The following is a 25,713-nucleotide window of genomic DNA, read 5'->3' on the forward strand; positions in this document are numbered from 1 at the left end:
GTAATGCGGCCCTGGCTGCCACCGACAAAGATGGCCTTTTCACCGATCGTGATCGTTTTGATGGAAGCGCCCGTGTTGACCTTCCACAGCTGACGGCCCGTGCTGGCTTGCAAGGCAATCAAATCACCATTGATACAGCCGATCACATAGGTTCCGTCGCGATAGGCGGAACTGGTGACACTGGAAAAGGTTTCCTTCCACAGCGCATCGGAAGGACGGTTCAGGGTATCCACGGCAAAGACCAGTCCATCACTGCGTGCGACGTAGATCTGATGATTGCCGATCCCAATTTCACCGACAACATCCTTGAAGCGGAAGTCCTCGCGGCTGGGGTCCAGCTTCCAGTTCTCCTTGCCGGAATTCAAACTCACAGACCTGACATCGCCTTCGGTGGTTCCAAAAATAACTTCATTGCCTGCCACGACCGGACCGGATCCAGCCCGCAGTAAAAGGTTGGCTGCTGTACCGGTGTCATAGACCCACAGATGCTGGCCTGTTTGGAAATCAATCGCGTACAGCTTTTGATCCGCGCTATAGGCTAAGAGCACATTGCCCGAGAGGGTGGTTTTAGCCGTTACAAAGCGGCTCAATCGCGTTTCCCAGAGCTGCTTGCCGGTTTGGGTTTCCACCTTCAAAAGACGGCCATCCCGAAGCGGAATAACGGCCCAGCTGCCGAAGACTTCAGCAGGTGCCGTCATGCTTTCTGGAATTTTCAGCCACCAAGTGAACGTTTTCGATTTCAGATGATACGCGCTGACCCAGCCTGGATCCACAGAACCGATCAGGACATCCGTGGCCATGGACCAGCCGGATTCATCGATGGCACCGATGGGCTTTTCCGCATCCAATTGAGGGGCGAGCTTGATCATGCCTGTGCGAAAGGGACGGCAGTTCGAAAACGAGGAAACATTGACGTCCAGACAGGGTTGAGCCCCGCTCGATGTGGCTTCCGTGGCAGCAGCAGCCCCTACTCCCGTCGCCGGATTGGTGGAAGGCTTGGCATTGGCACCTGGTGCGGCGGCGCTGGTGTTAGGTGTTCCGGTTCCAGGCGCTGGTTTCACGCCGGCTTCCGCCGACGAAGCCGGTTCAGCCGCGTCTGGAGCCGTTGGTGAATTCAGACCAACTGGAGCCGTGGTGTTCGAAGTCGCTGCGCCCGGAGTTGCCGCGGCTCCTGTCGTGGTTTCGGTGTCCACATCAGGAGCGGTGGGATCTTGTTCGGTTTCCACATGGGTGCACGCCGACAGGACGAGCGATAATATCCAGGGAGCAAGACGAAGGCTTTTCATGAATCGACCTTTGTTATTCCGGGAGCAAAGCCACAAGGCTACGCGCACGATCCGCTTCCGGACTGGTTTCATGCTTGGTCAAAATCTCAGCTGTAGTCGCCCTGGTGTTGGCGAAGTCTTTTTTCAAATATTGAAGCTGCGCTTTGGTGAGGAGGGCGCGTGGTTTCAGATCATCGGCAACAACCTTGAGCAGTGCCTCTGTCTGTTCCAAAGCTTTATCGAGTTCACCGCGATCCGTCAGGATCGAGATGAGCATCATAAGGCTCTGCGTCTGCAGCACAGGATGCGACTTGGCATTTTTGCTCACGTCTTCCAAAACTTTCTGAGCGTCTTCCAATTTATTTTGTTCCGCGGCAAACGCTGCGTATTTCAAACCGGCGACCCAGCCTTCCGCTGAATTGGGATGAGCCGCAAAATAACTTTTATACTGCTCCGAAGACGCCGCATGATCCGGCTTCAGATCCGTGATCTTCGTGTTCAGAGCTTTGATTTCTGCCGTTTCCTCGACCGGCTTGGGGTCCTTGGCATCGGCCGCTGGTTTCGGCTGGGCGGCCTTCAGAGTATCACGCTGTTTTTCCAAAGCTTCGCGAGCTTTGTTGTAATTTTTCAATTCGTCTTCGTAGACGGTATCAATTTTGGAGAGCTCGGCGCGACGGCCGTCTTCCTTATGGGCGATAAAATAGCGAATGCCATATCCAACTGCCAGCGCTCCGAGCAGCAGGGCGATGACGGCAAAAAGCGGCTTGGGATTTTGGGCAATACCAGCCATAAAATCACCAACTTTGACCTGGAAGGCGTCAGGTCCCTTGAGTTCCAATTCTTTCGACTTTTCGCTGGACATACATTCCTCTTTATTTCGGCCAAATTAACGCATAAAAGCGCTAGTTTGCAAAAATGTGATAGTATAGATCTTAAAGTTCTTTGCCTAGCACAATCCACCTGGAATTGTCCCGCTGTACGGGCCCTGGGAGCCTTGTGCCAGGGTCTTCCACGTCATTCATCCAAGGAGCGATGGGATTATGGGAGCATCCGGTCTAGGCGCGCTGCTTGTCAAAGAGGGATTCCTGACCGAACAGGACCGCGTCACGATTACCAAGACCTGTGGTCAGGGAAGCTGGGCTTTTGCCAAGTGTATCCTCTCGACCGGGCTGCTGGACGAAGATGAGCTGTCGGCGTTCTTTGCCGAGCGGACCAAATATGTGGTCGCACCCAAAAATCTGCTGGAGCGGCTGGATCCTGGCATCATCGAGCAGGTCGACCGACGGATGGTCTCACGGCTGGAAGTTTTGCCGCTGGAAATTGATCATCATCGCATCACCGTCGCTGTCGCCGATCCACTCGATAAAAGCACACTGAAACAGCTTGAATTCTTCACTGGACTTGAAGTGGTGCCGGTGATCGCCCCGTTGTCACAGATTTACGAAGGATTGAATCGCCTCAATCCGGAATTCAAAGCACGCCCCACAGCGTTGTCCAACTTTTTGCGCAATCATGCGGGCGCGGCGTGGATTAAACAGAAAATTGTCGAAGAAGGGGATGTTGAGATCCCGCAGGATCGGCGTTCCGCACGAGCTGGTGCGCTGGATAATTATGATGAAGATCAGGTTGAAGATGTGGCATTGGATGACGAAATTGATGCCATGGACGATTCTTCCGACAATCTGAATGATATTGCAGCTGGTGGTTTGGATGAAGGCATCGGCAACAGCGATTTTGATGATATCGATCTCGAGGACGACGGATCCGACCTGGAGCTGGCGCCGGGTGATGATCCGGACCGCAGCTTGGGCGAAGCCATTGATGATGGCGGCATGTCCGACGATGATCCTTTCGATAATTTCGAGGAGGCCCCGAAAGCTCGCAAGGCTGTGGCCGCGGCTGCCGATGATGATCTTGATGGCCTTGAAGCGGGCGGTGATTCCACCGACGACCTCTGGCCCGATTTGGACGATGCCCCCGCCAAGCCCAAGGCGGCCGCCCCCAAACCGAAGCCAGCCGACGACGAACTGAGCGCCGGGGATGATCTGTCCGATGATTTCGGGCTGGATGATGAACCGGCCAAGCCAGCAAAAAAAGCCACCGCGATCAGCGACGAGCTATCGGATTTTGGGCTGGATGATGAACCGGCCAAGCCAGCAAAAAAAGCCACCGCGATCAGCGACGAGCTATCGGCCTTCGGCCTGGATGATGACGACAAACCCGCGAAGGCTTCCATGAGTTCAGATGAGGAACTTTCGGATGATTTCGGTCTGGATAACGACGACAAGCCCGCGAAAAAAGCTGCCGCTTCAAGCGACGATCTTGCTGATGATTTCGAACTGGATGATGAACCGAAGAAAGCACCTCAGAAAAAAGCCAAGGCCGCGGCTGATGTGGACGATGACCTGCTCGGGGAAACTCCAGACCTCAGCCTGGACGACGAGAAACCAGAGCCTTTGGGAGCCGACGACCAGGAACTCGGCGATCTGAATTTTGGTGATGAAGACAAGGCCGTCGACGACGAAATCGGAATCGAAAAATCGGACGAGTCCGGGGAACTGGCGGAAGATTTGAACTTTGGTGCTGAAGCCAGCGACGAGGACATCGACAGCCTTCTGGATGAACCGGCGCCTGCCTCGTCCCATGCCGGCAAGAATCTCCTTGGATTTGGTGACGGCCCGTCGAAGCCACACTACGAATCCACTCGCATGGCGCAAAAGCCCGATCTGGAATCGAAACCGGACGAACTGGACGACGATCTCAGCGCGCTTGAATTCGCTGATGATGACGATGAGACCAGTGTGTCCCTGCGCAAAGCCGTTCACGAAGACGGCGTGGTCCCGGAATTCAATGATCCCAACTTCGATGGCGAAGCCGAAGATACACGCATTGATCTGCATGCCCCCGTCGAGGATGACCTGCAGTTCGAGGATGATGAAGAAACCAACATTAAGTTGCATCCAGCCCCAGAAAAAAAGCCGGGCAAGTCAGAACCCACCTTTCATAAAGGCGACGATGATCCGTTGGAAGGTCTCGCCATGGGTTTCGATAATGATGACGTCATCGACGAACCCTCCATCGGTGATCTCGCGGCTGATGCCGACCTGGATGACATTCCCATTGAAGCCCCAGCGGCCCCGGCCCGAGCCGGCGGACGGACGACACCATCCTTGGTCGATAACGGAAGCTTGGCCTCATTAACTGCGACAGCCAAAGCCAATGAAGCCTTGCTCCGCATGAGTCTTTGCTTTGATCGCAGCACAGCCTTGGAAATCGCCCGGGAGTATCTGCCGCAAATCAGCGCCACAGGTTGCCTCGTTGATATCGGCAAAACCACCGAAACACTTGCCACCTGGCGGAGCGGTGCTGAGTCCGCTGCGAAAGGCAAAGCCGCAGCATTCCAGCGAATGGCCAAAGCCGCCAAATCTGGTCAATGGTCGGAAATACCGGTGCAGGCGCAGGATGATTTATTTGGTTCGGTGAAAACAGTGAGTGTCTACAAGATTCAAAAAGATGATGGGCGTATTTTGCTTTTAGTGGGGGACTATCCGGTCGAGGATGAGTCGCTGCGGGAAGCTCTCACGAGCTTCGCCGAGCAACTCGGATCGAAATAAGGACCGGGTGGGATGAAAGCTGGCTGAGTTCAGAGGTCAGTTTAAAGCAGCATTTCAGAAGAGCAGTAAGAGCAGCAACAACGGGGTAGTTTGAACTTTTTTCTCTCAAACCTTTGGGAAAACTCAGCCAACTTTCATCCGGGATGGTACCCGGCTGATAGAGATATTGCAGCGGCCGTGCCAGACGCCCAAACCTTTGTTTTGACTGCACCCAAAATTTCCTACCCTGATTTTATCCCTGGTTTACAAGCCATTTCAAAGGTTTAACGCGTCGGGTCTTGATCAGATGTCAAAGATCCCGACACTCTGTGAAATCCGCTCTAACCCCTTAGGACTGCTTCGATGATCGGCATATAATAGAGCGCGAACTCGGGGTCGAGATTGATGACGGGGATGCCACCATCCGAGGCTTCCCGGATGCGTCTATGCAGCGGAATACGGCCTATGATCGGGATCTTGCGTTCTTCGGCAAAGGCTTCAATTTGAGCCTGGCCAAAGATATCGTCGAGATGTCCACACGAGCTGCATCGGAAATGCGACATATTTTCGACCAAGCCAAGCACGGGCACCTTAAGCTTCTCAAACATCGACAGCCCTTTGTGGGCGTCAAGCAAAGCGACAGCCTGCGGCGTGGAAACCACGATCCCACCATGTAAGGGAACATTTTCGATCAAGGTCAGTTGCACGTCACCGGTCCCGGGCGGCAGATCGATGATGAGATAATCCAGCTCGCCCCATACCGTCTGATAAAAAAGCTGCTCCAAAGCCTTGGCGATCATCGGCCCTCGCCAAATCACGGGATGATAGGGATCGGACATGAAACCAAACGACATGACCTTCACGCCATGTTTTTCATGAGGAATCATTTTTTGATCCGCGGAAATGGATATGGGTCCGTGAATCCCCATCATGAGCGGCGCTGATGGTCCATAGAGATCCGCGTCGAGCAGCCCGACGGCCTGGCCCTGCGCAGCAAGTCCAGCAGCCAGATTCACCGACACTGTGGATTTACCCACTCCGCCCTTGCCCGAGGAAACCGCGATCACTTTCTTGACCCCGGGAATGGGCTTGAGCTGCATCTTCACACCGAAGGCACCAGGACGATTGGGTGGCGGCTGCGTCGGACCGTTATCGGGCAGCGTCATGCGATCAGCGAATGAATGCCGCCGCTTGTAATAAACAGTGGCTGAGAGTCCATGCTGGGCCAGCTCTTTTTGCAAAAGAACTTCGAGCGCACTTTTTTGATCAAGGTTCATACCATCCGATGCGATCTGGGCAACCGCCGTATTTTCGCCTGGCACAATCCCAATAAAACGCTCGCGGGCTTCGCTTGGCGATTTGCCGAGAAAAGCGAATTCGGGACGGAGGGCGGCTTGAGTCAGTATCTCGACGACGAGAACGGACAAAATGTTGCTTTGATGGTCACTGCTCATTAGAATTCCCTCATGCGGGCCAGAATAAGGTTAGCAACCAGTCCGTACCTTAAATCAGGATAAAATGCCATGCGAGAAGTCAAGATCTATACCACCGAAGTCTGTCCCTTCTGCGTGCAAGCCAAGCGACTTTTGACTCAGTTGAAGTTGCCCTATGAAGAGATCAATCTGGAAGAGAACCCTGATCTACGGCGGAAAATATCCGAGGAAAACAACGGCTATCGCACCGTTCCGATGATTTTTGTCGATGGAAAATTCATCGGTGGCTACACCGATCTGGTGGCCCTTCATAAGCAGGGTAAGCTGATTGAATAGTAATTTCGGTCAAAAAGCCATGAGCCGCTTTGGTATTTTGGCTGTGCTGGCGGCTGGCGGAGATCAGCCAAAAAGAAGCAACATCGTGACAGCTCAAGTCAGCGAGGCCGACCTGTTGCCGGTTTCCACGCAGTCTTTGCCGCCTTTGGCGAGTGCTGATGTGAGCATGGCCGCGGCGCCTCGCACGGATGAAGTGGATGCCGCCGCCGAGAAATTGATTCGTACGAGTTTTTTAAGCGGTGATTACGCAAACGCGGATCTTTTGGTTCGAAGTCAGCTGATCGATCCAACGCTAAGCGCGGGTTACAAGGCCTGGTTGAATACGCAGTTGCCGATCATTCGACTCGGCTGGGCCTGGGCTTTGATTCGCCAGAAAAATTGTGACGAGGCCATGCCTTTACTCGAATCGACGCCCGATCATACCGTTCAGTCTCTGGCGTTGAAAGGTTTGGGTTACTGTCTTTATCAGAAAAAGGACTTTGCCAACGCCAGCACCTATCTTGAAAATTATCTCGAGAAAAATAAGTCCGATCCTGAAGCCTACATTCTATTGGCCGAAGTGAAGGAATCGCTCGGTGAAACGACCGAAGCGTGGGAATTGGCGCAAAGGGCAACCGCCTTACAGAACCTGACAGAAGAAGAAACGACTGAGTTGAAAAAGCGCGAATCCAGTCTGAATGCCAAAGCGGAAGAAAGCGCGGGACAGGGCGAACTCTCGTCAGGATTTATTCGCCTGCGTTATCAGCTGGTCCAGCATCAGCAGCTGGTGAGCCCGAGTCTGCAGGTTCTGCAGAAAACCATCGAGACTCTGAACCTTCAGTTAGGCCTCCCCTATCCCGCTGAGGCGATTGAAGTCATCTTCCATCAAAGTGAAAATTTCGGACGTATCGTTCACAGCCCTTCATGGACAGCTGGCCTTTATGATGGTCGGGTCCGTATTCCTGTGCCCGCCGAGCAGAATTTTGATGAAGAGTTCGCTCGGGTTTTACGCCATGAAATCACTCATGCCGTTCTTTCGGAACACGCTCAGCATCGCAATCTCCCAGCCTGGTTTCAGGAAGGGCTGGCCCAGGTTGCCGAGTGCCAGGAGCTTTGCTGGCAATATCGGTTTGCGGCATCGCAGTATCCTTTTTTATCAGCGCAATCGTTCGACGCCGGCTTTCTCAAGCTGAATCGTGGGGATGCGCAGGTCGCTTATAAGCAGAGTTTTTATTTGATGCAGGTGCTTTATTTCAAGGTCATAGGCATGCCTGGGATCAAGCAGATCATTGAACAGATCCCTGTGATTGAGGATCTGAGTTCCGATGGTTTGATGTCGCAGGTGGGGCAGACTTTTGCGAGTGTGCATCAGAAGGCGCAGCAAAGCTGGACGGCGCAGCAAAGTTTTTGATCCAGTGGAAATGCAAAACGCCCCATAAAGGGGCGTTCGATAAAAACTTTGACGATTGGTTTAGTTGCTGGCGTCTGAAAGAATGGACTTGCCTTTGCACTCGCTGGTCAGCCATGCGCTGATGATTTCGCTTGGCATTTTATCCAGGTAAGCCGCTTCATCAACAGTCGAGGTGATTTTCGTCAAGGTCTTGCTGATGGATTTTCCGGTCAGGAAGGTGACATCGGACACGTGACCGTTATCGCTGCCATCCTGATTGATACCAAGACTCAGCCAGTTCACACCACCAAGAGCAGCCAAGGGGCTCGTCGAACCTGTAGTGCCTTTTTCGGTTGCGATAGCTGCGGTTACGCCTGCGCCTACGCCGGTGAAAATAAGGCTATTGCTGAGGTCAGCAACTTTATCCTTGGTACCATTCATCACCAGGTTTGCGCCTTGAGCAGCGGCCAGAGTCTTGGTCGCTGTTGAAGCAGCGGCAGCGGCTCCTGCTGCGTTTCCGCCAGCTGCCAGAGCAGCTGCAGCACCAGCATAATACTTCGCCCGGTACATCTTACCCCAGTTGGCAACGCTACCGTGATAGAGACTCATGAGGAAGCTGCTGTCGATGGCTTTGACATAAGCGGCGATTTCGGCTGCTTTGGTGGCTTCATCCTTGGCTGCATCATCACGAATCGTTGCGATCGTAGCGTGGATTTCCTTGAAACCTGGGATGGCTTCCAAAGCCGTCTGACTTGCTGCTGGAATAAAGTCCGAGTAGCCAGCGACCCAGTAATTCAAATAAACCTTATTTTTACCGTGAGCCAGAGTGAAGTTACCGCCCGCAGAGACGGCACAGCTGAAGGTCTGCGGTGCCACGATACCGGCTGCCGTCAGCGCCGCTTTAGCTGTTGTTGTCGCGGTATCCGTTCCAGCGGAAGACAGAACCGAGTTGATCGCACCGGCGCGCTGCTGAGCCAGGGCAATAACGTTTGCGCCGCGACCGAGACCGATCGTATAGGTCAAAGGCTGAAGGGAAGCTCCCGCCAGCGTCGCGCCGTAGGTTGCTGAGTTCAGCATATCGGTGCTGATTTTTGCATAGTTCGAGATAGCAACCGTGCCACCCGCCGTGGTGGAGAACGAACCACTGGCGCCGGCCGTCGCAGCATAAGTCGTGAGTTTCGTGCGAACACACTCATAAGCACCCAGAAGATCCGTCACATCATTTTGATAAGGCTTGGACGTCCCAACGCTGGTTTTGCCAATATCATCTGTACAAGCATTGTTGGCATCTGGACTGATACAGATCTTTTCGCCAGGAAAAGCTGGGGCGAGAAGGATATGACCCAGCTGGAGATCACCCGCAACCTTTGCGATTTCGCCATACGAAAGACCCGAGGTCGAAGCATGGGCATAGAGAGCCAAGGGGAAACCGTAAGTCGTGCCGGCTGCTTCAGTCTTCACAGCCAGAGTCTGAGCCAGAGGAGTCGCTTGAGGAACCGAGAGGAAGGCATAACGGAAATCAGTGTCGTTCTTCAGTTTGTACGACATCAGATAGACCTTGGTGGTCAGAGTCGTTTGGCCACCAAGGTTGGTTGGTGCACCTGTGGTCGAGTCGATCTTAAAACCACCCGTAGCGATCGTGATACTGTATTTTTGCGAAATGCCTGCTGCGATGGTCGCGGTCAAGTCCGTAAGGAATGGACCTGTCGCTGCACCAGCGTCGCACTGCTGCTCAGTCGCCGTTGCCACGACAGCGCCGATTTTCGCATTGGCGGCGGCTGTTGCTTTGGTGGTGTCAGTGATTAGAGTTGAAGGCGTGCCCAAACTCGTGATGACGTCCGCTTGTGTTCCTTCCAAGCCAGGAATTTCCAGCAGAGTGGTCACGGCATTCCAGAGGCTATCACCGGTAACGGCAGCTTCCGTCACCACATCTTCTTTCGTTATCTCACTCAACTTGGGAATGAAACCTTCGTTTTCAGCTGTTTTCTCGCCACACGAAGGCAAAGAGAGGAATATCCCGATAGGAATAAGTGTCAGTCGGCTGAACTTAAACGCCATAACTTAGCCTCGCACAAGAAAGGATGGGTGCTATGATGTTTCCATTCTAAAGCAGATTGCAGTCGACTAAAAGACCCGCTTTTAAAAAAGAATGACCGCACACTGGAAATGCAAAGTGGCTTCCTCTATAATCAACATAAACTGTCTTCATCTATGGAATCATTTCTTGGAGTGCCCTCTATGAAATCTATGGTGGCTTCACACCGTGGGACGGCTCGTCTCACAAGCAAGCTCCTGGTACTAGGACTGTGCCTTGGTTTTCACGCAGGCCACGTTCAGGCTCAGGATGAAGGAACGCCTCCTCCGGCAGAACCAGCACCCGCTCCTACAACAGAGCCAACACCAACAGATTCAGCACCGGCATCCGTAGAAACACCTACTGATCCCGCAACGCCCCCCCCAGAAACGACTCCAACCGAAACCACTCCGACTGAAGAAGAAGGTTTGGGCGACAAGGTTAAAGATAAAGTCAAGGATCTGAAAAAGAACCGCGTGAAGAACCGCAAGGAAACCACCGACGCAATTCTGAAGCGTCGCGGCAAGGATCCTGAAACAGCCAAGTATGTGATGCTGGGCGAAGCGCAAACTTTGCCCGAGAAGGTTGCGCGTTTCCGTTACGTTCGGCGCAACGTCGTCGGCAATCAGACCTTTGAAGAAGGTGGCAATAAAAAAGACGTTGGTATCGATGCCGTTGTCAATGTCGATGCTTATGTTTTGGAATACGGCTTCAGTGACAAACTCTCTTTCCAACTTCTGGTTCCTCGTCTGGCCTCAAGCCAGGTGACGATCAATGCTGAGAAGTTCTCGAAGAGCAAAGTCTACGCCAAGAAGTATCAGGAATTGATGGAGAAAGTCGTTCCCTTCCTGATCAGCCAGGGCCAGTGTGCGGACGAAGCAGCCTGTTATGACAAGATCAATAACCAGGCTTATGCGATCCCCACCAACTCCAGCCTCGTGCTGCCAACCGGCGAAGTTTATACCGTTCAAGGCGGGATTCCCATCGAGCGCGCCGCCTATTCGTTGATTACCAACGCAGCCAAGCCTCAGGAAGGTGTCACCGGTCTGAGCGATATCATGGTCGCCGCTCTCTATAATGTTTATAACAGCAAGCAGCAGATGTTCTCGGTTGGTGGCGGTCTCCGTTTGCCCACCAGTTCGAAGCATGATGACGAAAAAGGTTATAACCGGACCGGCAGTGGCTTCACCACTCTGGGTATCGCCTTGAAATACGATTATCGTATCAGTGATCCTCTGATGCTCTCGTTAAGCAACCAGACTGAAATCCATCTGAAGAATCCCAACTACAAGCGTCACAGCCTCGTCGACCCGGATCAACTGAACGCAGCCGATCCCAACTTCAACGGTGCTGACGTCGGCGTTCCCGGCGAAGGCGATGGCGTATCCAACAACTTCGAAGTGAGCCGCAAGGTTCCTCTGAATACGGGTTACGTTCGTCTGGGTTACGCTCTGGGTGATTTGAATCCCATGCTGTCCACGCTTTCGATCTTTGGCTACTACGGCTGGAACTTCGATCCAGAAACTTATTATGATGACGAAGCTCAGCAGAATGGCGCGAAATCGACCAGCGTGAGCTATGCGCTGTCATTTGACGGTCTCGGCCTGCAGCCCAGAATTCCGGTTGGCTTGAGCCTGTCTCAGGAACGCGTGCTGACGGGTGAAAACGTGTCGGTTGCGGCAACCAGCACAACCTTTGGCCTGACTCTGTACTACAAATTCTAAGCTTAACGGCTTGAAGTTTCGAAGGGGCTGAAAAGCCCCTTTTTTTATGTCTGCAGATTCCAAAAATCCCGCATATCATCCGGCATCTCGCACCGCACCTCATGAACCTTGCCATCCTCGGGATGAAGGAAAGCCAAGGCCTGGGCGTGCAGAAGACAGCGCCGGAATCCCGTCTGCCGAACCACATTGTCAGTCAAACCATGAACAAACCATTCCAGAAACACCTGCTCATCGGGATGAAAGAGTCGATCGCCGACCAGATGCAGGCCTGCATAAGCCGCATGAATGCGAATCTGATTGGTACGCCCGGTTTTCGGAATGGCCCTGAGCATGGTGAGACCCGCCGTCTGCTCCAGGACCTGAAAATGCGTTTCTGCGGACTGTCCTTCCGGAACCACCCATTTCTTGATGCGAATTTCGCTGGTCGTCAGGTCACCAATCGGACCTTGTTCGATCCACCGCTCCTCACGACTCAGCCCGTGAGTGATGGCGAGATATTCCTTATGCAAACTGCGCTCGGCCAGGGATCGCGCCAGTTGATTGCGAACCTCGGTCGTGGCGCCACACAAAACAATGCCCGAGGTTTCCCGATCGAGTCGATGCACAGCCGACCATTCGGGTCCCAATTCGGTCTTAACCAATTCAGCAAAGGTGTTTTTGCGATAAGCGCCGTTTTCATGCATCGGCAGTGGCGCCGGTTTAAAAACCGCCATGACTGCGCCTCTTCGCCATATCGGATAGATGCCGCGATCGACTTCCGGCTCCACGCTCTGGGGATGATGCAGCGTGAGCTGCTGCCCTTCTCGAAGCCTATATGACACACCAGCCGGCTTTTCATCGACCAGCACTTCGCCGGTTCGGAGGCGCTTCTGCCAGCCAGCCCGCGACAGGAACGGAAAGTGGCGGGCCAGGTACGCATCCGCCCTCTCCCCGGCATGATAGGAGGCAATAGGCAGGCCGAGCGGCCTGAAAGCGCTGCTTTCATCTGGATTTTCAACTGGACTTTTGTGCATTTGGCTTTACATTGAGCTGTTGGTTTGTGCTTCCACTGAGAGGAATGACCTAGCATATTATGGAACCCAAGGGAATCAAACTCATCGCCAGCAACAAGAAGGCTTACCACGAATACAATATCGGGGATAAGTACGAGGCCGGTATTGCTTTGCAAGGCACTGAGGTCAAGGCGCTGCGCGACGGACGCTGCAACCTGAATGATGGCTGGGTAGACCTGACCAACGATGAAGCGATATTGCGCGAGGTGCACATTGGCCATTATTCGCACGGCAATATCATGAACCATACCGAACGTCGCTCGCGGCGCCTCTTGCTCCATAGCGGAGAGATCGCCAAACTCGGCCGAGCCGTTCAGGAAAAAGGTTTCTCATTGGTCCCCCTGAAGATCTATTTCAAGGGGCGCTATGTGAAAATTGAAATTGGTTTGGGCAAGGGTAAGAAAGCGCACGACAAGCGCGAATCATCCAAAGAGAAAGACGCCAAGCGGGAAATTCATCGGGCGATGAAGGGCAACCGCTAATCAATCGGGAAGCTTTTTCTCGGCACGCACCGGCTTCTCTACTTCTTTTTCTTTATCTTTTTCTTTCTCCACTTTATCCGTCGCTGATTTTTCTTTTTCTTTCTCTTTCTCATCAGGCTTTTCGCCAGATTTTTCCGCGTCCCGTGCAATCACGACGTCACGCCATTCACCGCTGATCGGATCGCCGACCCGAAGCGACTGCACGCTATCATCCTGCAGACTGCGGCTCAGCATAAGGATTTTGCGGCCTTTTTGCGCAAACACCGCCTGACCAAAATACTGGCCTTCGGGCGCTTTCAGCAAACGGTCGGTTTGTCCCTTGGCTCCGTTATGAACCATGAGCTGCCGCAGCTCGCGCTTGATCGCTTGATTGGCGCCCTGAACGAGGCACAAGCCACTGCGGAAATCGATCTGAACTCCCACGCGATCGGCTGAAAACCCTTCCGGCAAACGAATGTCGATACCGCGGAACGCATCCCCCGACCAACCCTTGATTTGTTTCACCTGCAGCACCTTACCGTCGTCGCTGCTCGTCACAATTCCAAATTGATCGAGATCCTGCACCAGCCGCATGCCTTTTTTGAGCTTTAACACAGCGGTCGGTTCGGGATCCTGACCTTCATACCGCACCAGCTCATTCTGTTCGGGTTTGAAACCGGTCAACTGCAAAGGCACCGTGCGCAGATAGAGGGGGAAAAAATTTTCGGGAAAGCTGGTGATGGTTCGCTTCTGAAAGGTATTCAAATCGAGCATCTTGATATTCTTTTGATCCATATCCGCCACGACCGGAGCTCGTTCCGAGGGAACAATCTTGTACGAGCCTTGAGGATAGGATTTGATGATTTTTTGCTTGCCGATCCACTTGATGCCAATGCCGGCCGTCACCCCTTCGCCACAGCCGATACGGGCCTTGCTGAAGTCGAGTAACGTAATAGCTTCCAGAGGCAGGCCATGACCCACAAGAGCCGCGTTATCGCCGATTTTCAGGGATACGATGCGCTTGCTGCGCAGGCTTTCGAAGTCGGCCTCGTACAGAAAAGCCTTGCCTTCGGGACCGGTTTCACCGGGCTGACGACTCAGAAAATAAACCGATTTGCCATCCTGGGAGAACAGCATTTCACCGGCTTCAGGATTGGCCAGGTAATTCAAGCAATCAGGGGCTTCGGCAACCTGCACAGGTTCAGGTATCGCCAGCTTTTGTCCCGGAGCCGGTGACTTGCCACGTGGCAAAGCTCCATCATCACCCCAGGCCGTATTCATCGTCAGCAAACCAAGGCCAAGGGAAGAGACACCCAGCAGGCGTACGATCCGATTCATCTGTTTATCACTCCGTCCTTCCCGAGATCATCAACCGGAACCCGTTTGATGATCCGGTACAATTCTTTAGCCGGTGCAGCCAGAGGATCGCGTGGATACTTGGGAAACAGAATCCAGCCATCAGCCGGTGCCCGCAGGATTTTTCCCTGATGGGATCCGACCGCTTCACCCGATGCCACCGCCTGAAAGTTGACCAGCCCTTCACGCAACGTCATGCCCTCTTCATAAGGGATGATGGCTTTCCAGGTGTAAAGTTCAGGATCAAGAGATGGCCGCCCGTCCGTCACACCTGTGAACAAACCCACAGCATATTGTACCGCGGCCAGGGCCACTTGTAAGCCAACACCACTATGATAAGCGTCAAAACCTTTTTGTCCCAGCTCAATGGTCAGTCCCGTGCCGCCTCGGTGGTTCACATACTCATCGCTGCACATGCCGTCCTTGGAAAACGACAGTCCCCAGTGCGTGACGATGGGAATCTGATCGTGGAGAGCGGCTGCAAAATCAAAAGCCGATTTCGTATACGGGAAGATAAAGAAGGGCCGATGCGAAGGCTCGATCGTCTGATGAAAGTCGACGAAGAGAGCGGATTTTTCCAGCAGCGGTTCAAGCGAACGGGCGCGTTTATCCTCATCCAGGTCCCTTACGGTTTGCCCAAATGATCGATTCAAATCCTTTTCGACGAAGCGTCGATTGGCTTGCACAGCCAGGGGATTGCCGATCGCAAAACCCATGGGGAATGGCGGGTTGATCAGACCCGCATGCAAAAGCCGCAGAAAGGCATTCAGCACATCGATGCCACCGACTTCATTCCCATGGGTCGCCGCCTGCAGGGTAACGCCGATGGGTTTTGGTAAAGCAGGAGCTGGTTTTTTGGGATGCCAGACATAGGCCAGGGGGGCCACTTTTTCCAGATTGTGACAGAGAGCTTCAAACCGCTCCAGAGCCTGCATATTCCTCGTATCCATGAACGCCTCTTCGCAACGGTGGGTCACCGGAATCAAAGTTCCAGACAAGTTACACGAGAGGCAAGGCCGGGCTCCAGGATTTTTCGGGAAACGCTACGAAGCGGTCTTGTTTCGCTTCGACAGCTGGTCTTCAATTTGCTCCTTGGTCTTCTGCGCCTTCTCAAATTTGTCATTCAATTCCAGGCAGCGCATGATGTAGTCCATGGCAATTTCGTAGTGCGGACGGGTTTTGTAGCTCAGGTGGGCCAGGGCAATATTATAGAGAATCCGGTAATTTTCCTTGTACTTGGGATAAAAACGCAGGGATCTTTCATATTCCATGATGGCGCCTTCGACGTTGCCCGCCTTGGCCAGGGCGACCCCTTTGTTGTTGTAGTGGCGAACCACTTCCAAAGGATCGGTGGTGTCCTTACAGAGGTTGATGGCATGGTCATCGAAGCCAAACTCCTGGAGCTTGGCAAACATATCGAATTTCACTTCCGGCTGGTCGGGATGGTAGCGGATCAGGTCCCGCATCTGTTTCACGGACAAATCGGGTTTGTTGGCTGCCAAATAGGCCATGGCCATCTCGTTGATCCGCTGAATATTATTCGGCGCCAGTTTATCCGCGTGCTCCATGTATTTCAGCGCATCATCGTGGCGACCGAGCTTGAGCAGCAGACGCCCCTTGTGATTGACCGCGTTCAGATTCTCCGGCTTCTGCAAAAGGATGCCATCCACAACTTCCATGGCCTTGGACCACGACTTTTGGGCTTCGTACATTTCCCGCAAAAGATCATGGCCGCGGAAGCCGAGGTCCTTCAGATTGGCTTTGACGTAATCGATGGCATTTTGCACGGTCTCGGGTCGGCTGGCGAGCTTCATGGCCTGCACCGATACATCGGAAAAGCGCAGGCGACGGGCGCGGGTCATCATCGCTTTTTTCAGAATGGGCAGGATATGGATGGGATTGAGCGGCTTGTAGACGACTTCAATGTCATCGAGTTCCTCGATCAGCTTGGCCTGACCAGGATCATGACCATCTCGGTTGCCGGCGACCAGGATAAAGGTGGCATTACGCTTATCGATGACCTCATGAGCCCGCCAGCGTTGGGCGAGGACAAGGCCCGGGACCTCTTCGAAGCCCAACTCGATCAGCACCACGGGGTACATATTCTGGTTGAACATATAGAGCCCGGATCCAAGATCCGAGGCGGTATCGACCTTGATATTGTGTTTTTCCAGGGCACCCTTGATTCCCTGCCCAACGGACTTGTCAGCATCCACGATCAGAATCTTTTGGGGCAGGGTGGTATCGCTCACAGGCTTTCCCTCGTTTTTATTCGCCTTCTGCACGTGTCTCAGGTATCAAAAAGTGTATCATAGTTCCTGGCATAGCGCAGAAGGTTTTCCCCTCTATCCCGTTCATGAAGGAGATTCGCCTTGAAGATTGGCCTCAGCACTGGTGGTGGCGACTGCCCGGGTCTTAACAGCGTGATACGCGCCGTGGTTCGCTACGCTGTGGGCACTCTCGGGCATGAAGTGATCGGCATCGAGGATAGTTTCAACGGTCTGATGGAACGCCCCTATCGGGTCAGGTCCATGGGACTTCGGGATGTTTCCGGCATTCTGAATCGCGGCGGCACCATTCTGGGCACGACCAATGCGGGAAATCCCTTCAAAATAAAGGCCGGCAGCAATCCCACGACCTGCGACAAAAGCAAGCTCGTGATGGAGGCCTATAAGGATTTGGGGCTGGACTGCATCATCGTGATCGGCGGTGATGGGACACAAACCATAGCCTGGCAGATGACGCAAATCGGAATGAACGTCGTCGGGATTCCTAAAACGATCGACAACGATCTCTTGCAAGCCGATGTTACAGTCGGATTTGAAACCGCCGTCGAGGTGGCGAGCGATGCCATCCTTCGCCTGCAGTCCACTGCGGAATCCCACGATCGCATCATGGTTCTGGAAGTCATGGGACGGCATGCCGGGCACATAGCGTTGCACAGCGGCATGGCGAGCGGGGCCCATGTGATTCTTCTGCCGGAAATTCCGTTTTCGTATGACGCTATCATTCATAAAATTCAGGAACGCCAGAAGCAAGGCATGAGCTACAGTGTGATCGTCGTCGCCGAAGGCGCCATGGAAACGGATAGCGAGCCGCTGTATAACGCCACCAGTCCCGGCAAAAAAAATCTGGGCGGCATTGGCCAAATCGTGGCGGAAAAATTGAATCAGCTGACCGGTATCGATACCCGCATTACTGTGCTCGGGCATATTCAGCGCGGCGGACAACCCTGTCCACGCGATCGCGTGCTGGGGACCCTGTACGGTGTGAAGGCCGTTGAACTTGTCGTGAACAAGGATTATGGCAAGGTTGTGGTCATGCATCAGCACGAAATGAAAACAGTACCCTATGCGTCGGTGGCCAGTAGTTTCAGACCTGTGGCGCAGGACGATATGTATCTGCAGGCTGCGGAAGCGATTGGAATTTGTCTGGGACGTTAAAAGACATGCAGGCAGGAGCTACGGAGAAAGAGAAAAAGAAAATGGGGATGTTCACCATCCCCAGATATCTTAGCGAATTCTGCCGCCGCGCTTACCGTGAGAACTGGCATTCTTTCTACGAACGACGCGCAGTTTTTTCTTGGCGCGATACTTGGCGGTCTTGTTGCGTTTACGAGGCGGGCGATTTTTACGTACGTTGGCCATTGGTCTACTCCATAATATCTTGCCGCCTCGGCACATAGCTGAAGCTGGACTTTCACTTTTTAAGACACGCTCCGACCCAAAGGCAAGCAGGCGCCTCAATAGATAGCAAAACCTAAGGGGGAAGACCCCCAAAGTCAAGAGCTTTTTGACAACTGGAAAAAAGCTGCTAGAATAGGCGTAAAATTATGACGCGCTACATTTTGTGACAAAAACGCAAGCGGCAGCCTTTTTGCAAAGGCTTACTCCGACTCTTGTATGAGGTCGTCTTCATGGACAATTCGGTCGCCTCTGAATTGGTATTCTTGGATCCTTTGGATCAACTGCTCTTCGCAGAACGCTATGACCTGAGCCCTTTACAGGCCGCCGATGAGGCGGAGGTGGTCGCTGTGATTCAGCAAAGTTTAATGAGTTATCCCGACGAAGGAACGGTTCTGGCCTCGACCCGTCGACGCTTGCCACGGTTCCTTGCCAGCTATCAGGAAGAAGGTTCCCTCTATCTCGTCTTGCGTGATCGCCTTGCCGGCCATGTGATTGGTGGAGTCGGTGTGCGTCCTTTTGCTGGACTCGATCCCCGCGAGCATATCGGTGAAATCCGTGAACTCGTGATTGGGCCTGCTTATCGTGGCCTTGGGCTCGGCCGCAAGCTCATGAAAGTCAGCATTCAAAAGGCTCGTGATCTTGGCTATGTGCGTGTTTACCTGGAAGCCACTTCCGAAATGCGCCACGCGCAAAGTCTTTTCCGTCGCGTCGGTTTTCGACCGGTGGAGTTTCAGCAGAAGGAAAATTCCAACAGTCGTCGCGAAATTTTCCCCAGTTATTTTGTGTTGGAACAGGCTGATTGAAAGACCAGCCGAGGATGCGGCGGACAGCAGTCCATCCCCCTGTCCGCCTGATGAGCGGTCGGCTTAAAGTCTGACCCGCGCACCCGCATAAAGTCCAGGGAAGCTCATCTGAAAGCTATCCTGGCCCTCAAATTTGAAATTGAAGATCCGATAGCTGGCGCCAAAAAGAAAATCCATCGTTGGGCTCGCTGGAAAAAATGCGTCCCAGCCGATCATGGCCGCCACGCCGCTGGTATTGTCCGTGGCCACGAAACCACCTAATTTTCCTTCATAACTGGCCTGCGCGATACCAGCGCCGATGCGGAAGGTCCCGAAGGCCGCATCACCAAGGCTATAGCCGTAACCGGCTTTGAGCATCATCACAAGGTCGAGGTCGAGATCGACCTTCACATCACCAAGATTGGTTTTCTCGGTAAAGGCAGCTTTGCCCGTGGCCAGTTCAAGGCCGAGCTCGATGCGATTCCAGGTGTCGCGTTTGATGCCGTATCCCAGGTCCGCGCCCAGCAAATAGGCTGTTCCTGGGGAACCTGACCCGGCCTTGAACGCCTGTCCCAGAGTCAGTTGCCCGCCTACATAAGGACCAGGGAAGTTGCGATCCACAGGATCCTCGGCCCGAGCCTGGCTCATACATAGCCATAAAGACATTACTGCAAAGACTTGAATCAACCGCATACAATCTCCGCCATATAAACATAATAAACCTACGCGTCGTTCATCATCATACCTTACAGGGCTATGAAGTCCATCGGCTCCATGAATCAGGCCACGGGACCCGGATTTGGCTGGACAGCCCCGATAATTTCCAATAAGCTCCCCCGACCTATACGCTTAGGTTGAAAGTCGAGAGGAAAAAACATGGCTTCCCCTACTAAAAGATCCAAAGTTAGACGTGCAATGAACAAAGCTCGCGCCGGTAAGAAGCGCAAAAATAAAGTTCGCATCGAGGGAACAACAGCAGCCAGTCTGCCCTTGAACGTTCCGAATGCCAACGAGCGCGCACAAAAGGCAGCTAACGCCTAAGGTTTATCCTTGGGAGCAAGCTGACTTGAGCTGGGGCTGAACAACCGCACATTCACTGGAAGCGTGCTGTCGTTCAGCCCCATTGCGTTTGTAAAACCTTACAGAATGATTTGACGAAATGGCACCAAGACCTATATTCAAAGCTGGACTCAAATCGCAAGGATAGGTGCTTTGATGGCGTCGAATGATCTCCATGTCAGTCAAATATCGGCAGCGCTACGGGCGCGCTCGGTGGATCTCGTCGTATCGGGTTCCATCGGAGCCGTGGAAAGTGTTCGATTCATCCGTTCTCTGCGTCGGCTGGGAGCTGAGGTCCATCCCTGGTTGACCCAAGGAGGTGCGCTCTTTACCACCGAAACAGCCCTATCCTGGGCGGCGGCACGGTCGGTCCGGACCCGCTTCGAAGGCGAGGCCTCGCACATTGCGCAGAATGATGCCTGCATCATCGCCCCAGCCTCAGCGAGTCTTATCAGCAAGGTCGCTCAGGGTTTGACCGATACACCGGCCACGGCTCTGATCGCGTCCTATCTGGGTCAGCATAAGCCGGTGATCCTGGTTCCTAATATGCATGATAGCCTTCTCCATAGCCCGATGGTGGCCGCGAATCTGCAGAAAATCAGCAGTTTTTGTACCGTGCTTGCGGCCCGGGAAGAGGAAGGCAAACAAAAATTCCCGGATCCGAAACAGCTCGCCGATCGCGTGGCTCACATTCTCAATCAATCGTATGGCCGCAAATTTCTCCTGACCATGGGCACGACCCGCGGCCCGATTGATGATGTGCGTTATATTTCCAATTACTCGTCCGGCGCCCTCGGCAGCCATATTACCGAGGAATTCTACCGCTACGGTCATCGCGTGCATGTCGTGGCTGGTCCGTGTCCGGTCAGGCCGACGAGTTATTCCACGCTGACTGATATCGTGACCACGGATGAGATGCTGCACGCGGTGCAGGAGATCGCCGGCGGTGACATCGATGGGGCTATTTTTGCTGCCTCTGTTCTGGACTTTGTTCCGGCAGCGAAGTTCTCCGGAAAAGTACGAAGTCGCGATGAACTGAAGGTGGATTTTGTTCGCACGCCCAAAATCATAGCCGAGGTGAAACAGCCTCTCGCTTTCAAGGTAGGTTTCAAGCTCGAGGTGGCCGCCAACACCCAGGAGCGCGAGGCCATTGTGCAGGATTATTTGCAGAAATATAGCCTGACTCACCTGGTTTACAATCAGCTGCAGGATGTGAATCAAACCGATCACGCCGCACTGGTGTTCGCTGGGCCGACAGCACCGTCACAGGCTTTGAAAGGCAAGGATTCCATCGCCGAATATTTGGTTCAAGAAGCTGGGAGAACATTCCGTGAACAATTCAACTGAGACCATGAGCAAGCCGTTGACCGCCGGTTTTCCAGGCCAGGACCACCTGCGCGCTGTTGTTTTCTGGATCACGTTCGTCTTTGCCACCATCATGTGCTACCTGATCCTGTTGGCCATTGTTATTTGGAAAAAACTGTTTGATCCCAAGCGTCTCACCCATGGCGCGCACTGGCTGGCAACATTTTGGGCGCGCTGGATTATGCACGCGGCCCCCGGCTGGCGCTGGAGCTACAGTGGCTTTGAAAACCTGCCCAAAGAGGGCGAACCACCGGTCGTGCTCGTCGCCAATCATCAAAGCTCGGCCGATATCGGTTCCATTTATCTCACCCAGGCTCAGTTTCGCTGGCTGTCCAAAGACACCGTCTTTCGTTTGCCTTGCATCGGTCATGCGATGAAGTGGGCCGGTTATGTGCCTATCAAACGCGGGGATGCGGCCAGCAGTCGATCGGCTGTGGTGCAAAGCTCCAACTGGATTCGCCGCGGCGTTTCCATGTTTTATTTTCCTGAGGGAACCCGTTCTGAGGATGGTCGCCTGCGCGAATTCAAGATGGGAGCCTTCCGACTCGCGATTGAAGAAGGTGTGGCCGTCTGTCCAGTCGTGCTCTGCGGCACGAAACATATGATGCGAAAAAATTCGGGGATTCCCAAGGCCGCGCACCTGATCCTGGACGTGATGCCCAAGGTCTGGCCGCTGCCCGAGGAAACCCCCGAACTGTTTGCCGTACGCGTCCGATCCATGATCGAAACGCGACTGCGCTACCTCGAATCCATTCGCTAATTACCTATTAGCGTTTCATGTTCACCACTTCTTCAATCATACTGTCGGTGGTGGTGATCGAACGGGAGTTGGCCTGGAAGCCACGCTGACTCCGGATCATCTCCACAAACTGCTGAGCCATATCCACGTTGGATTCTTCCAAGGTCGAAGCATAGACCGATCCACGCACACCTGATTGCGGCGTACCAATGCGTGGCGCTCCGGAATCATTGGTTGCATAGAACTGGTTGCGGCCGGCTTTCATCAGGCCATCCTGGTTTTCAAACGTGGCGAGGGCGAAGGAGCCCAGAACGCGTTCGATTCCGTTGGTGTAATAGCCTTTGATTTTGCCATCAAGGTCGATCTTGAGCGACTTGATGTTACCTGATTCATAACCGTTCTGGCTGTGGAAGACGGTGATGGAGGACGAAGCGGTCGAGCTGGATGCGCCGACGCCATTGCCTTCTTCCGAACCCATGTTCTTGCCGAAGTCGATCAGGATCTTCTGGCCAGGCACAGCGCCTTTCGAGAAGTTGGCGCTCGATTCGTTATACTCTTCCTCGAGCAGGTTGCCCTTGTTATCAAACTTCACGGTACCGCTGGCGATTTCCTTGATCTTGGCGCCATCGGCATCGGTGACTTCCTTGCCGTCGACAGTTGCATGCCATTCCCAGGAAATGCCCTCATCATCAGCCATCCGGCGGAAGTAAGTGGTCATCGCGTGCTTGGTGCCGTGACTATCGAACACGTTCACGGTGGACGCGAAATTCGATGTCTTCACCGGATCATCGATATTGAATTCACCGGGGACGGGTTCCTCACGTGAATCCAGATTCACGTTCATGACAACCTTATCCGTGCTTTTCGGAGGAATGTTATTGGTCACGATGCGAACATCGGTCAGCTTGGTGGAAAGAACTCCATCCTGATCCGCTTCATAGCCCTGCAAATGGCCGCCGGTCGCGTCGGACAGATAACCATCCTTGTCGAAGTTAAAGGAACCGACCCGGGTATAAAAAAGTCCCCCGGCTTCCTGCTTCTCCCCTTTCGGGTTATTCACGACGAAAAATCCGTTCCCTTGAACAGCCATATCCGTGAGACGATCGGTCACCGACAAGCCACCTTGCGTATGAATGGCTCGCACTCGGCTCAAACGTGCACCACGACCCAATTGCGCTGCTCCTGCTGAGCTACCGAGGTCAAGCGACAGAAGGTCATCGAATTCCACCCTGTCATACTTAAAACCCTTGGCATTGGCGTTCGCCAGGTTGTTCGCCACGACAGCCATGCTGTCAGACATGACGGACATACCGGTGACTCCAGTGTACAGCGCCTGAGATATAGCCATAGAACCCCCTGAAAAGAGATCGCACTCATAACAAATCTTGATTCTTATTCAGATTAACACGCGATATTCATGCTGGAGGATTGTTGCAAAAACACATACATCTGGGGGTATATAGGCAGAATGGTCCCGGCAAGTTCATACCGGGACGAAGAGCTTTTTTTAGGCGATATGCTTTAATTTTTGCTGGTGATTCCCAGCACTAACATCCTGCTTGGCGCCCGATTTAACGGACGCGCTGCCGTTGGTCTCAACCCACTTCTTGTATTCTTCCGGCTGCAGTTTTGGTGAAGGCACACCGTCGGGACGTGGATTTTCCACCACATCCTGCCAAGCCACATGCAGCGTCCGCAGCAGTTGTTCCACGGTGCGCAGACATTCAACATCGTTATTGATATTGCCTTCAATCAGTTTATCGATCATGAAGACATAGAGATTTTCCAAATCCACAGCCAGCTGACCGCCGACTTTAAAGTCGAGGGTGGCCATCAGTTCCGAGATGATGGCGGTGGCCTTGCTGATCTGCTTGCCTTTTTCGGCAATTTTCTTGTCCAGCATGGCGACTTCTGCGTGCTTCACAAAGCGAATCGCACCTTCATAAAGCATAAGGAGAACCTTTTCACGACTGGCGGTCGTAATTTGGGTCTTCTGATAGGCCTTGTAGGGATTGTTCATCTTGAAGCAGCTCCTGACTGATTAAGAATTTTCCTTATTCTGCGCAAACCGCTGCGCGAGAAAATCGCCTTGCGCCTTCATTCCAGAGAGTTGGGATTCGAGACTGGTAAACCGTCTTTTGATCGAATCCGCTTTCTTGGCCGCTGCCTGCTCTTTCCTGGCGATCCCTTGGTCCTGGTCCTTGATGATGTTATCAAGAGCCCTTGTCCGACTTTTCAGGATCCCGTTCTGAGCATCACGTAAGGCCTTCACCTGGTCCGCAAGTCGTGCCGCAATCCCCATCGCATCCTTACTTCGTATGAAGATCTTGGCCACACTTTCGTAATCTTCGGTCAAAGCCTGCTTTACTTTAGACTCCTTGAAATCCAGCTCACCAGTCTTGGGGTTGGTCGTTATCCCAATGTCAGCCAAAGTCCTATATTTCCCAGCGCTATAAACCGGGTCCGCCATGGCGCTTCTTAAATTTCTCATGACCGTTTTAATGGTTCCATCGCCGGCCAGAATTCCGGCGCGGCCGGTTTTCTGATCCACCTGGAACTGGCCATTGATGAATTTGGAGATTTCGTTGTAGCCCTCGACAAAGCCGGCAATGGCTTCCATGGTGGCATCCACATCGTAGTTGACCTGCACCTGGACCCGGGTACCAGGTTCCGATCGCTTGACGTTGAAGACAACGCCATCGACCAGTTCCTTCAGGTCGTTCGTTTCATCGGTGACCGGGACATCCTCGAACAGGACATCCAGGTTACGGCCCACCACCTGCTCCTTGAATTCAAGGAAGGTCGTATCCTCATCGATGCGAATCTTGGATTCCTTACCGGACTTTTCACTGACCACCAGCAGACGGTAAGGGTCGGGCTGGTATTTGGTATTGATAACCATGGCCTTCACGCCGCCGTCCGCCTCATTGATGGCTTCAGCAACATTCTGCAGGGTGGATCCCGGCTCGATCGTGATATCGAGATCTCCGTCTCCTTCCCTTTCGATCACCATGTAACCAAAGCCTACCGGTGTTTGATCCTTGTCGGGGAAACCATAGGCCAGTTCCTTTTCCGATTTGGCCAGGCCCCGGACTTCAAATTCGTAGCTTCCGGGCATGGAGAAGCCGTTCACGACGCCGTCCAGAATATCGGGATGCGAGGACTCAACTTTCATATGGTAGAAGTCGGTCTTGGTTTTGAGCTTGTTCAGCGTCGTATCCAATTTACCGACCATATCGATCAATTTCTTGAATTCTGCGCGCTCGGTATCGACCGCCTCCCGACGCTTTTTGGCGTTCTCAATCGGGATCTTTTCAACCTCGATTAAACCCTCTACAATCTTAGGGTCGAAGAGGCCTGTAGTCGCGCCCGGCATGCTGCGAACTCCCATGAGCATTCCCCCTTATATAACTGGAAAT

23 protein-coding genes are annotated in these 25,713 nt (G+C 53.3%); 10 read left to right on the plus strand and 13 right to left on the minus strand.

Annotated elements, in window-relative coordinates; genetic code table 11:
- Together VE954_RS42740 and VE954_RS42745 are read right to left on the minus strand one after the other, a co-directional pair.
- Nucleotides 1-1,286, minus strand: a 1,286-nt coding sequence (locus VE954_RS42740) for a PQQ-binding-like beta-propeller repeat protein (protein ID WP_324964791.1), incomplete at its 3' end; no start/stop codon positions are given.
- A 13-nt stretch (nucleotides 1,287-1,299) separates the two neighbouring features.
- On the minus strand, nucleotides 1,300-2,127 hold the full coding sequence (locus tag VE954_RS42745) for a hypothetical protein (RefSeq protein ID WP_324964793.1): 828 nt from the start codon (nucleotides 2,125-2,127) through the stop codon (nucleotides 1,300-1,302).
- Between the two features lie 178 nt (nucleotides 2,128-2,305).
- Here VE954_RS42745 and VE954_RS42750 point away from each other — a divergent pair, with 178 nt between their 5' ends.
- The gene (locus tag VE954_RS42750; RefSeq protein WP_324964795.1) at nucleotides 2,306-4,879 is read left to right on the plus strand and encodes a hypothetical protein; all 2,574 of its coding nucleotides are present in this window, start codon (nucleotides 2,306-2,308) and stop codon (nucleotides 4,877-4,879) included.
- Between the two features lie 320 nt (nucleotides 4,880-5,199).
- Here VE954_RS42750 and VE954_RS42755 read toward each other — a convergent pair whose 3' ends face one another.
- Nucleotides 5,200-6,312 carry an Mrp/NBP35 family ATP-binding protein gene (locus tag VE954_RS42755; protein WP_324964797.1) on the minus strand — a complete coding sequence of 371 codons (1,113 nt, stop codon included), beginning with the start codon at nucleotides 6,310-6,312 and terminating at the stop codon, nucleotides 5,200-5,202.
- Between the two features lie 69 nt (nucleotides 6,313-6,381).
- Here VE954_RS42755 and VE954_RS42760 point away from each other — a divergent pair, with 69 nt between their 5' ends.
- Both VE954_RS42760 and VE954_RS42765 read left to right on the plus strand, forming a co-directional pair.
- A complete protein-coding gene (locus VE954_RS42760) occupies nucleotides 6,382-6,627 on the plus strand; it encodes a glutaredoxin domain-containing protein (protein WP_324964799.1) in 246 nt (81 codons plus the stop codon).
- Nucleotides 6,620-8,017: a hypothetical protein gene (locus tag VE954_RS42765; protein WP_324964801.1), complete on the plus strand. Its 1,398-nt coding sequence runs from the start codon at nucleotides 6,620-6,622 to the stop codon at nucleotides 8,015-8,017. Before VE954_RS42760 ends, VE954_RS42765 begins: the two co-directional genes overlap by 8 nt.
- 60 nt (nucleotides 8,018-8,077) lie before the next feature.
- Here VE954_RS42765 and VE954_RS42770 read toward each other — a convergent pair whose 3' ends face one another.
- Nucleotides 8,078-10,054 (minus strand): hypothetical protein, encoded by a 1,977-nt coding sequence (locus VE954_RS42770; protein WP_324964803.1) that lies wholly within the window; start codon nucleotides 10,052-10,054, stop codon nucleotides 8,078-8,080.
- 180 nt (nucleotides 10,055-10,234) lie between these two features.
- Here VE954_RS42770 and VE954_RS42775 point away from each other — a divergent pair, with 180 nt between their 5' ends.
- Nucleotides 10,235-11,794 (plus strand): hypothetical protein, encoded by a 1,560-nt coding sequence (locus tag VE954_RS42775; RefSeq protein ID WP_324964805.1) that lies wholly within the window; start codon nucleotides 10,235-10,237, stop codon nucleotides 11,792-11,794.
- A gap of 44 nt (nucleotides 11,795-11,838) precedes the next feature.
- Here the strand turns inward: VE954_RS42775 and VE954_RS42780 are convergent, their stop codons facing one another.
- The gene (locus VE954_RS42780; RefSeq protein ID WP_324964807.1) at nucleotides 11,839-12,807 is read right to left on the minus strand and encodes an RluA family pseudouridine synthase; all 969 of its coding nucleotides are present in this window, start codon (nucleotides 12,805-12,807) and stop codon (nucleotides 11,839-11,841) included.
- 59 nt (nucleotides 12,808-12,866) lie between these two features.
- On the opposite strand from VE954_RS42780, the gene smpB reads away from it, so the two are divergent.
- Nucleotides 12,867-13,328 carry an SsrA-binding protein SmpB gene (gene smpB / locus VE954_RS42785; RefSeq protein ID WP_324964809.1) on the plus strand — a complete coding sequence of 154 codons (462 nt, stop codon included), beginning with the start codon at nucleotides 12,867-12,869 and terminating at the stop codon, nucleotides 13,326-13,328.
- On the opposite strand, the gene VE954_RS42790 is transcribed toward smpB, so the two are convergent.
- From VE954_RS42790 to VE954_RS42800, 3 genes are all read right to left on the minus strand, one after another.
- The gene (locus VE954_RS42790; RefSeq protein WP_324964811.1) at nucleotides 13,329-14,645 is read right to left on the minus strand and encodes a hypothetical protein; all 1,317 of its coding nucleotides are present in this window, start codon (nucleotides 14,643-14,645) and stop codon (nucleotides 13,329-13,331) included.
- Nucleotides 14,642-15,613, minus strand: coding sequence for a succinylglutamate desuccinylase/aspartoacylase domain-containing protein (locus VE954_RS42795; RefSeq protein WP_324964813.1), 972 nt, complete (start codon nucleotides 15,611-15,613; stop codon nucleotides 14,642-14,644). Before VE954_RS42795 ends, VE954_RS42790 begins: the two co-directional genes overlap by 4 nt.
- Nucleotides 15,614-15,706: 93 nt before the next feature.
- Nucleotides 15,707-16,915, minus strand: coding sequence for a tetratricopeptide repeat protein (locus VE954_RS42800; RefSeq protein ID WP_324964815.1), 1,209 nt, complete (start codon nucleotides 16,913-16,915; stop codon nucleotides 15,707-15,709).
- Between the two features lie 120 nt (nucleotides 16,916-17,035).
- Between VE954_RS42800 and VE954_RS42805 the strand changes: the two genes are divergently transcribed.
- Entirely contained in the window at nucleotides 17,036-18,106 is a 1,071-nt protein-coding gene (locus tag VE954_RS42805) for an ATP-dependent 6-phosphofructokinase (RefSeq protein ID WP_324964817.1), read from the plus strand.
- 69 nt (nucleotides 18,107-18,175) lie between these two features.
- Here the strand turns inward: VE954_RS42805 and VE954_RS42810 are convergent, their stop codons facing one another.
- Nucleotides 18,176-18,310, minus strand: coding sequence for a hypothetical protein (locus VE954_RS42810; RefSeq protein WP_324964819.1), 135 nt, complete (start codon nucleotides 18,308-18,310; stop codon nucleotides 18,176-18,178).
- Nucleotides 18,311-18,579: 269 nt separating this feature from the next.
- On the opposite strand from VE954_RS42810, the gene VE954_RS42815 reads away from it, so the two are divergent.
- Nucleotides 18,580-19,152: a GNAT family N-acetyltransferase gene (locus VE954_RS42815; protein WP_324964822.1), complete on the plus strand. Its 573-nt coding sequence runs from the start codon at nucleotides 18,580-18,582 to the stop codon at nucleotides 19,150-19,152.
- A 63-nt stretch (nucleotides 19,153-19,215) separates the two neighbouring features.
- On the opposite strand, the gene VE954_RS42820 is transcribed toward VE954_RS42815, so the two are convergent.
- Nucleotides 19,216-19,824 carry an outer membrane beta-barrel protein gene (locus tag VE954_RS42820; protein WP_324964824.1) on the minus strand — a complete coding sequence of 203 codons (609 nt, stop codon included), beginning with the start codon at nucleotides 19,822-19,824 and terminating at the stop codon, nucleotides 19,216-19,218.
- A 183-nt stretch (nucleotides 19,825-20,007) separates the two neighbouring features.
- On the opposite strand from VE954_RS42820, the gene VE954_RS42825 reads away from it, so the two are divergent.
- The 3 genes from VE954_RS42825 (at nucleotide 20,008) to VE954_RS42835 (ending at nucleotide 22,315) form a co-directional block, all read left to right on the plus strand.
- A complete protein-coding gene (locus VE954_RS42825; RefSeq protein WP_324964826.1) occupies nucleotides 20,008-20,172 on the plus strand; it encodes a hypothetical protein in 165 nt (54 codons plus the stop codon).
- Between the two features lie 174 nt (nucleotides 20,173-20,346).
- A complete protein-coding gene (locus VE954_RS42830) occupies nucleotides 20,347-21,537 on the plus strand; it encodes a phosphopantothenoylcysteine decarboxylase (protein WP_324964828.1) in 1,191 nt (396 codons plus the stop codon).
- The gene (locus tag VE954_RS42835; protein ID WP_324964830.1) at nucleotides 21,521-22,315 is read left to right on the plus strand and encodes a lysophospholipid acyltransferase family protein; all 795 of its coding nucleotides are present in this window, start codon (nucleotides 21,521-21,523) and stop codon (nucleotides 22,313-22,315) included. The genes VE954_RS42830 and VE954_RS42835 overlap by 17 nt, the downstream gene beginning before the upstream one ends.
- 7 nt (nucleotides 22,316-22,322) lie before the next feature.
- On the opposite strand, the gene VE954_RS42840 is transcribed toward VE954_RS42835, so the two are convergent.
- From VE954_RS42840 to fliD, 3 genes are all read right to left on the minus strand, one after another.
- Complete coding sequence (locus tag VE954_RS42840) at nucleotides 22,323-23,642, minus strand: flagellar hook protein FlgE (RefSeq protein ID WP_324964832.1); 1,320 nt, start codon at nucleotides 23,640-23,642, stop codon at nucleotides 22,323-22,325.
- 159 nt (nucleotides 23,643-23,801) lie between these two features.
- Complete coding sequence (gene fliS / locus VE954_RS42845) at nucleotides 23,802-24,314, minus strand: flagellar export chaperone FliS (RefSeq protein WP_324964834.1); 513 nt, start codon at nucleotides 24,312-24,314, stop codon at nucleotides 23,802-23,804.
- A 21-nt stretch (nucleotides 24,315-24,335) separates the two neighbouring features.
- On the minus strand, nucleotides 24,336-25,685 hold the full coding sequence (fliD, locus tag VE954_RS42850) for a flagellar filament capping protein FliD (RefSeq protein WP_324964836.1): 1,350 nt from the start codon (nucleotides 25,683-25,685) through the stop codon (nucleotides 24,336-24,338).
- Nucleotides 25,686-25,713 lie beyond the last annotated feature (28 nt).

This window comes from Oligoflexus sp. (assembly GCF_035638955.1).
Classification (GTDB): domain Bacteria; phylum Bdellovibrionota_B; class Oligoflexia; order Oligoflexales; family Oligoflexaceae; genus Oligoflexus.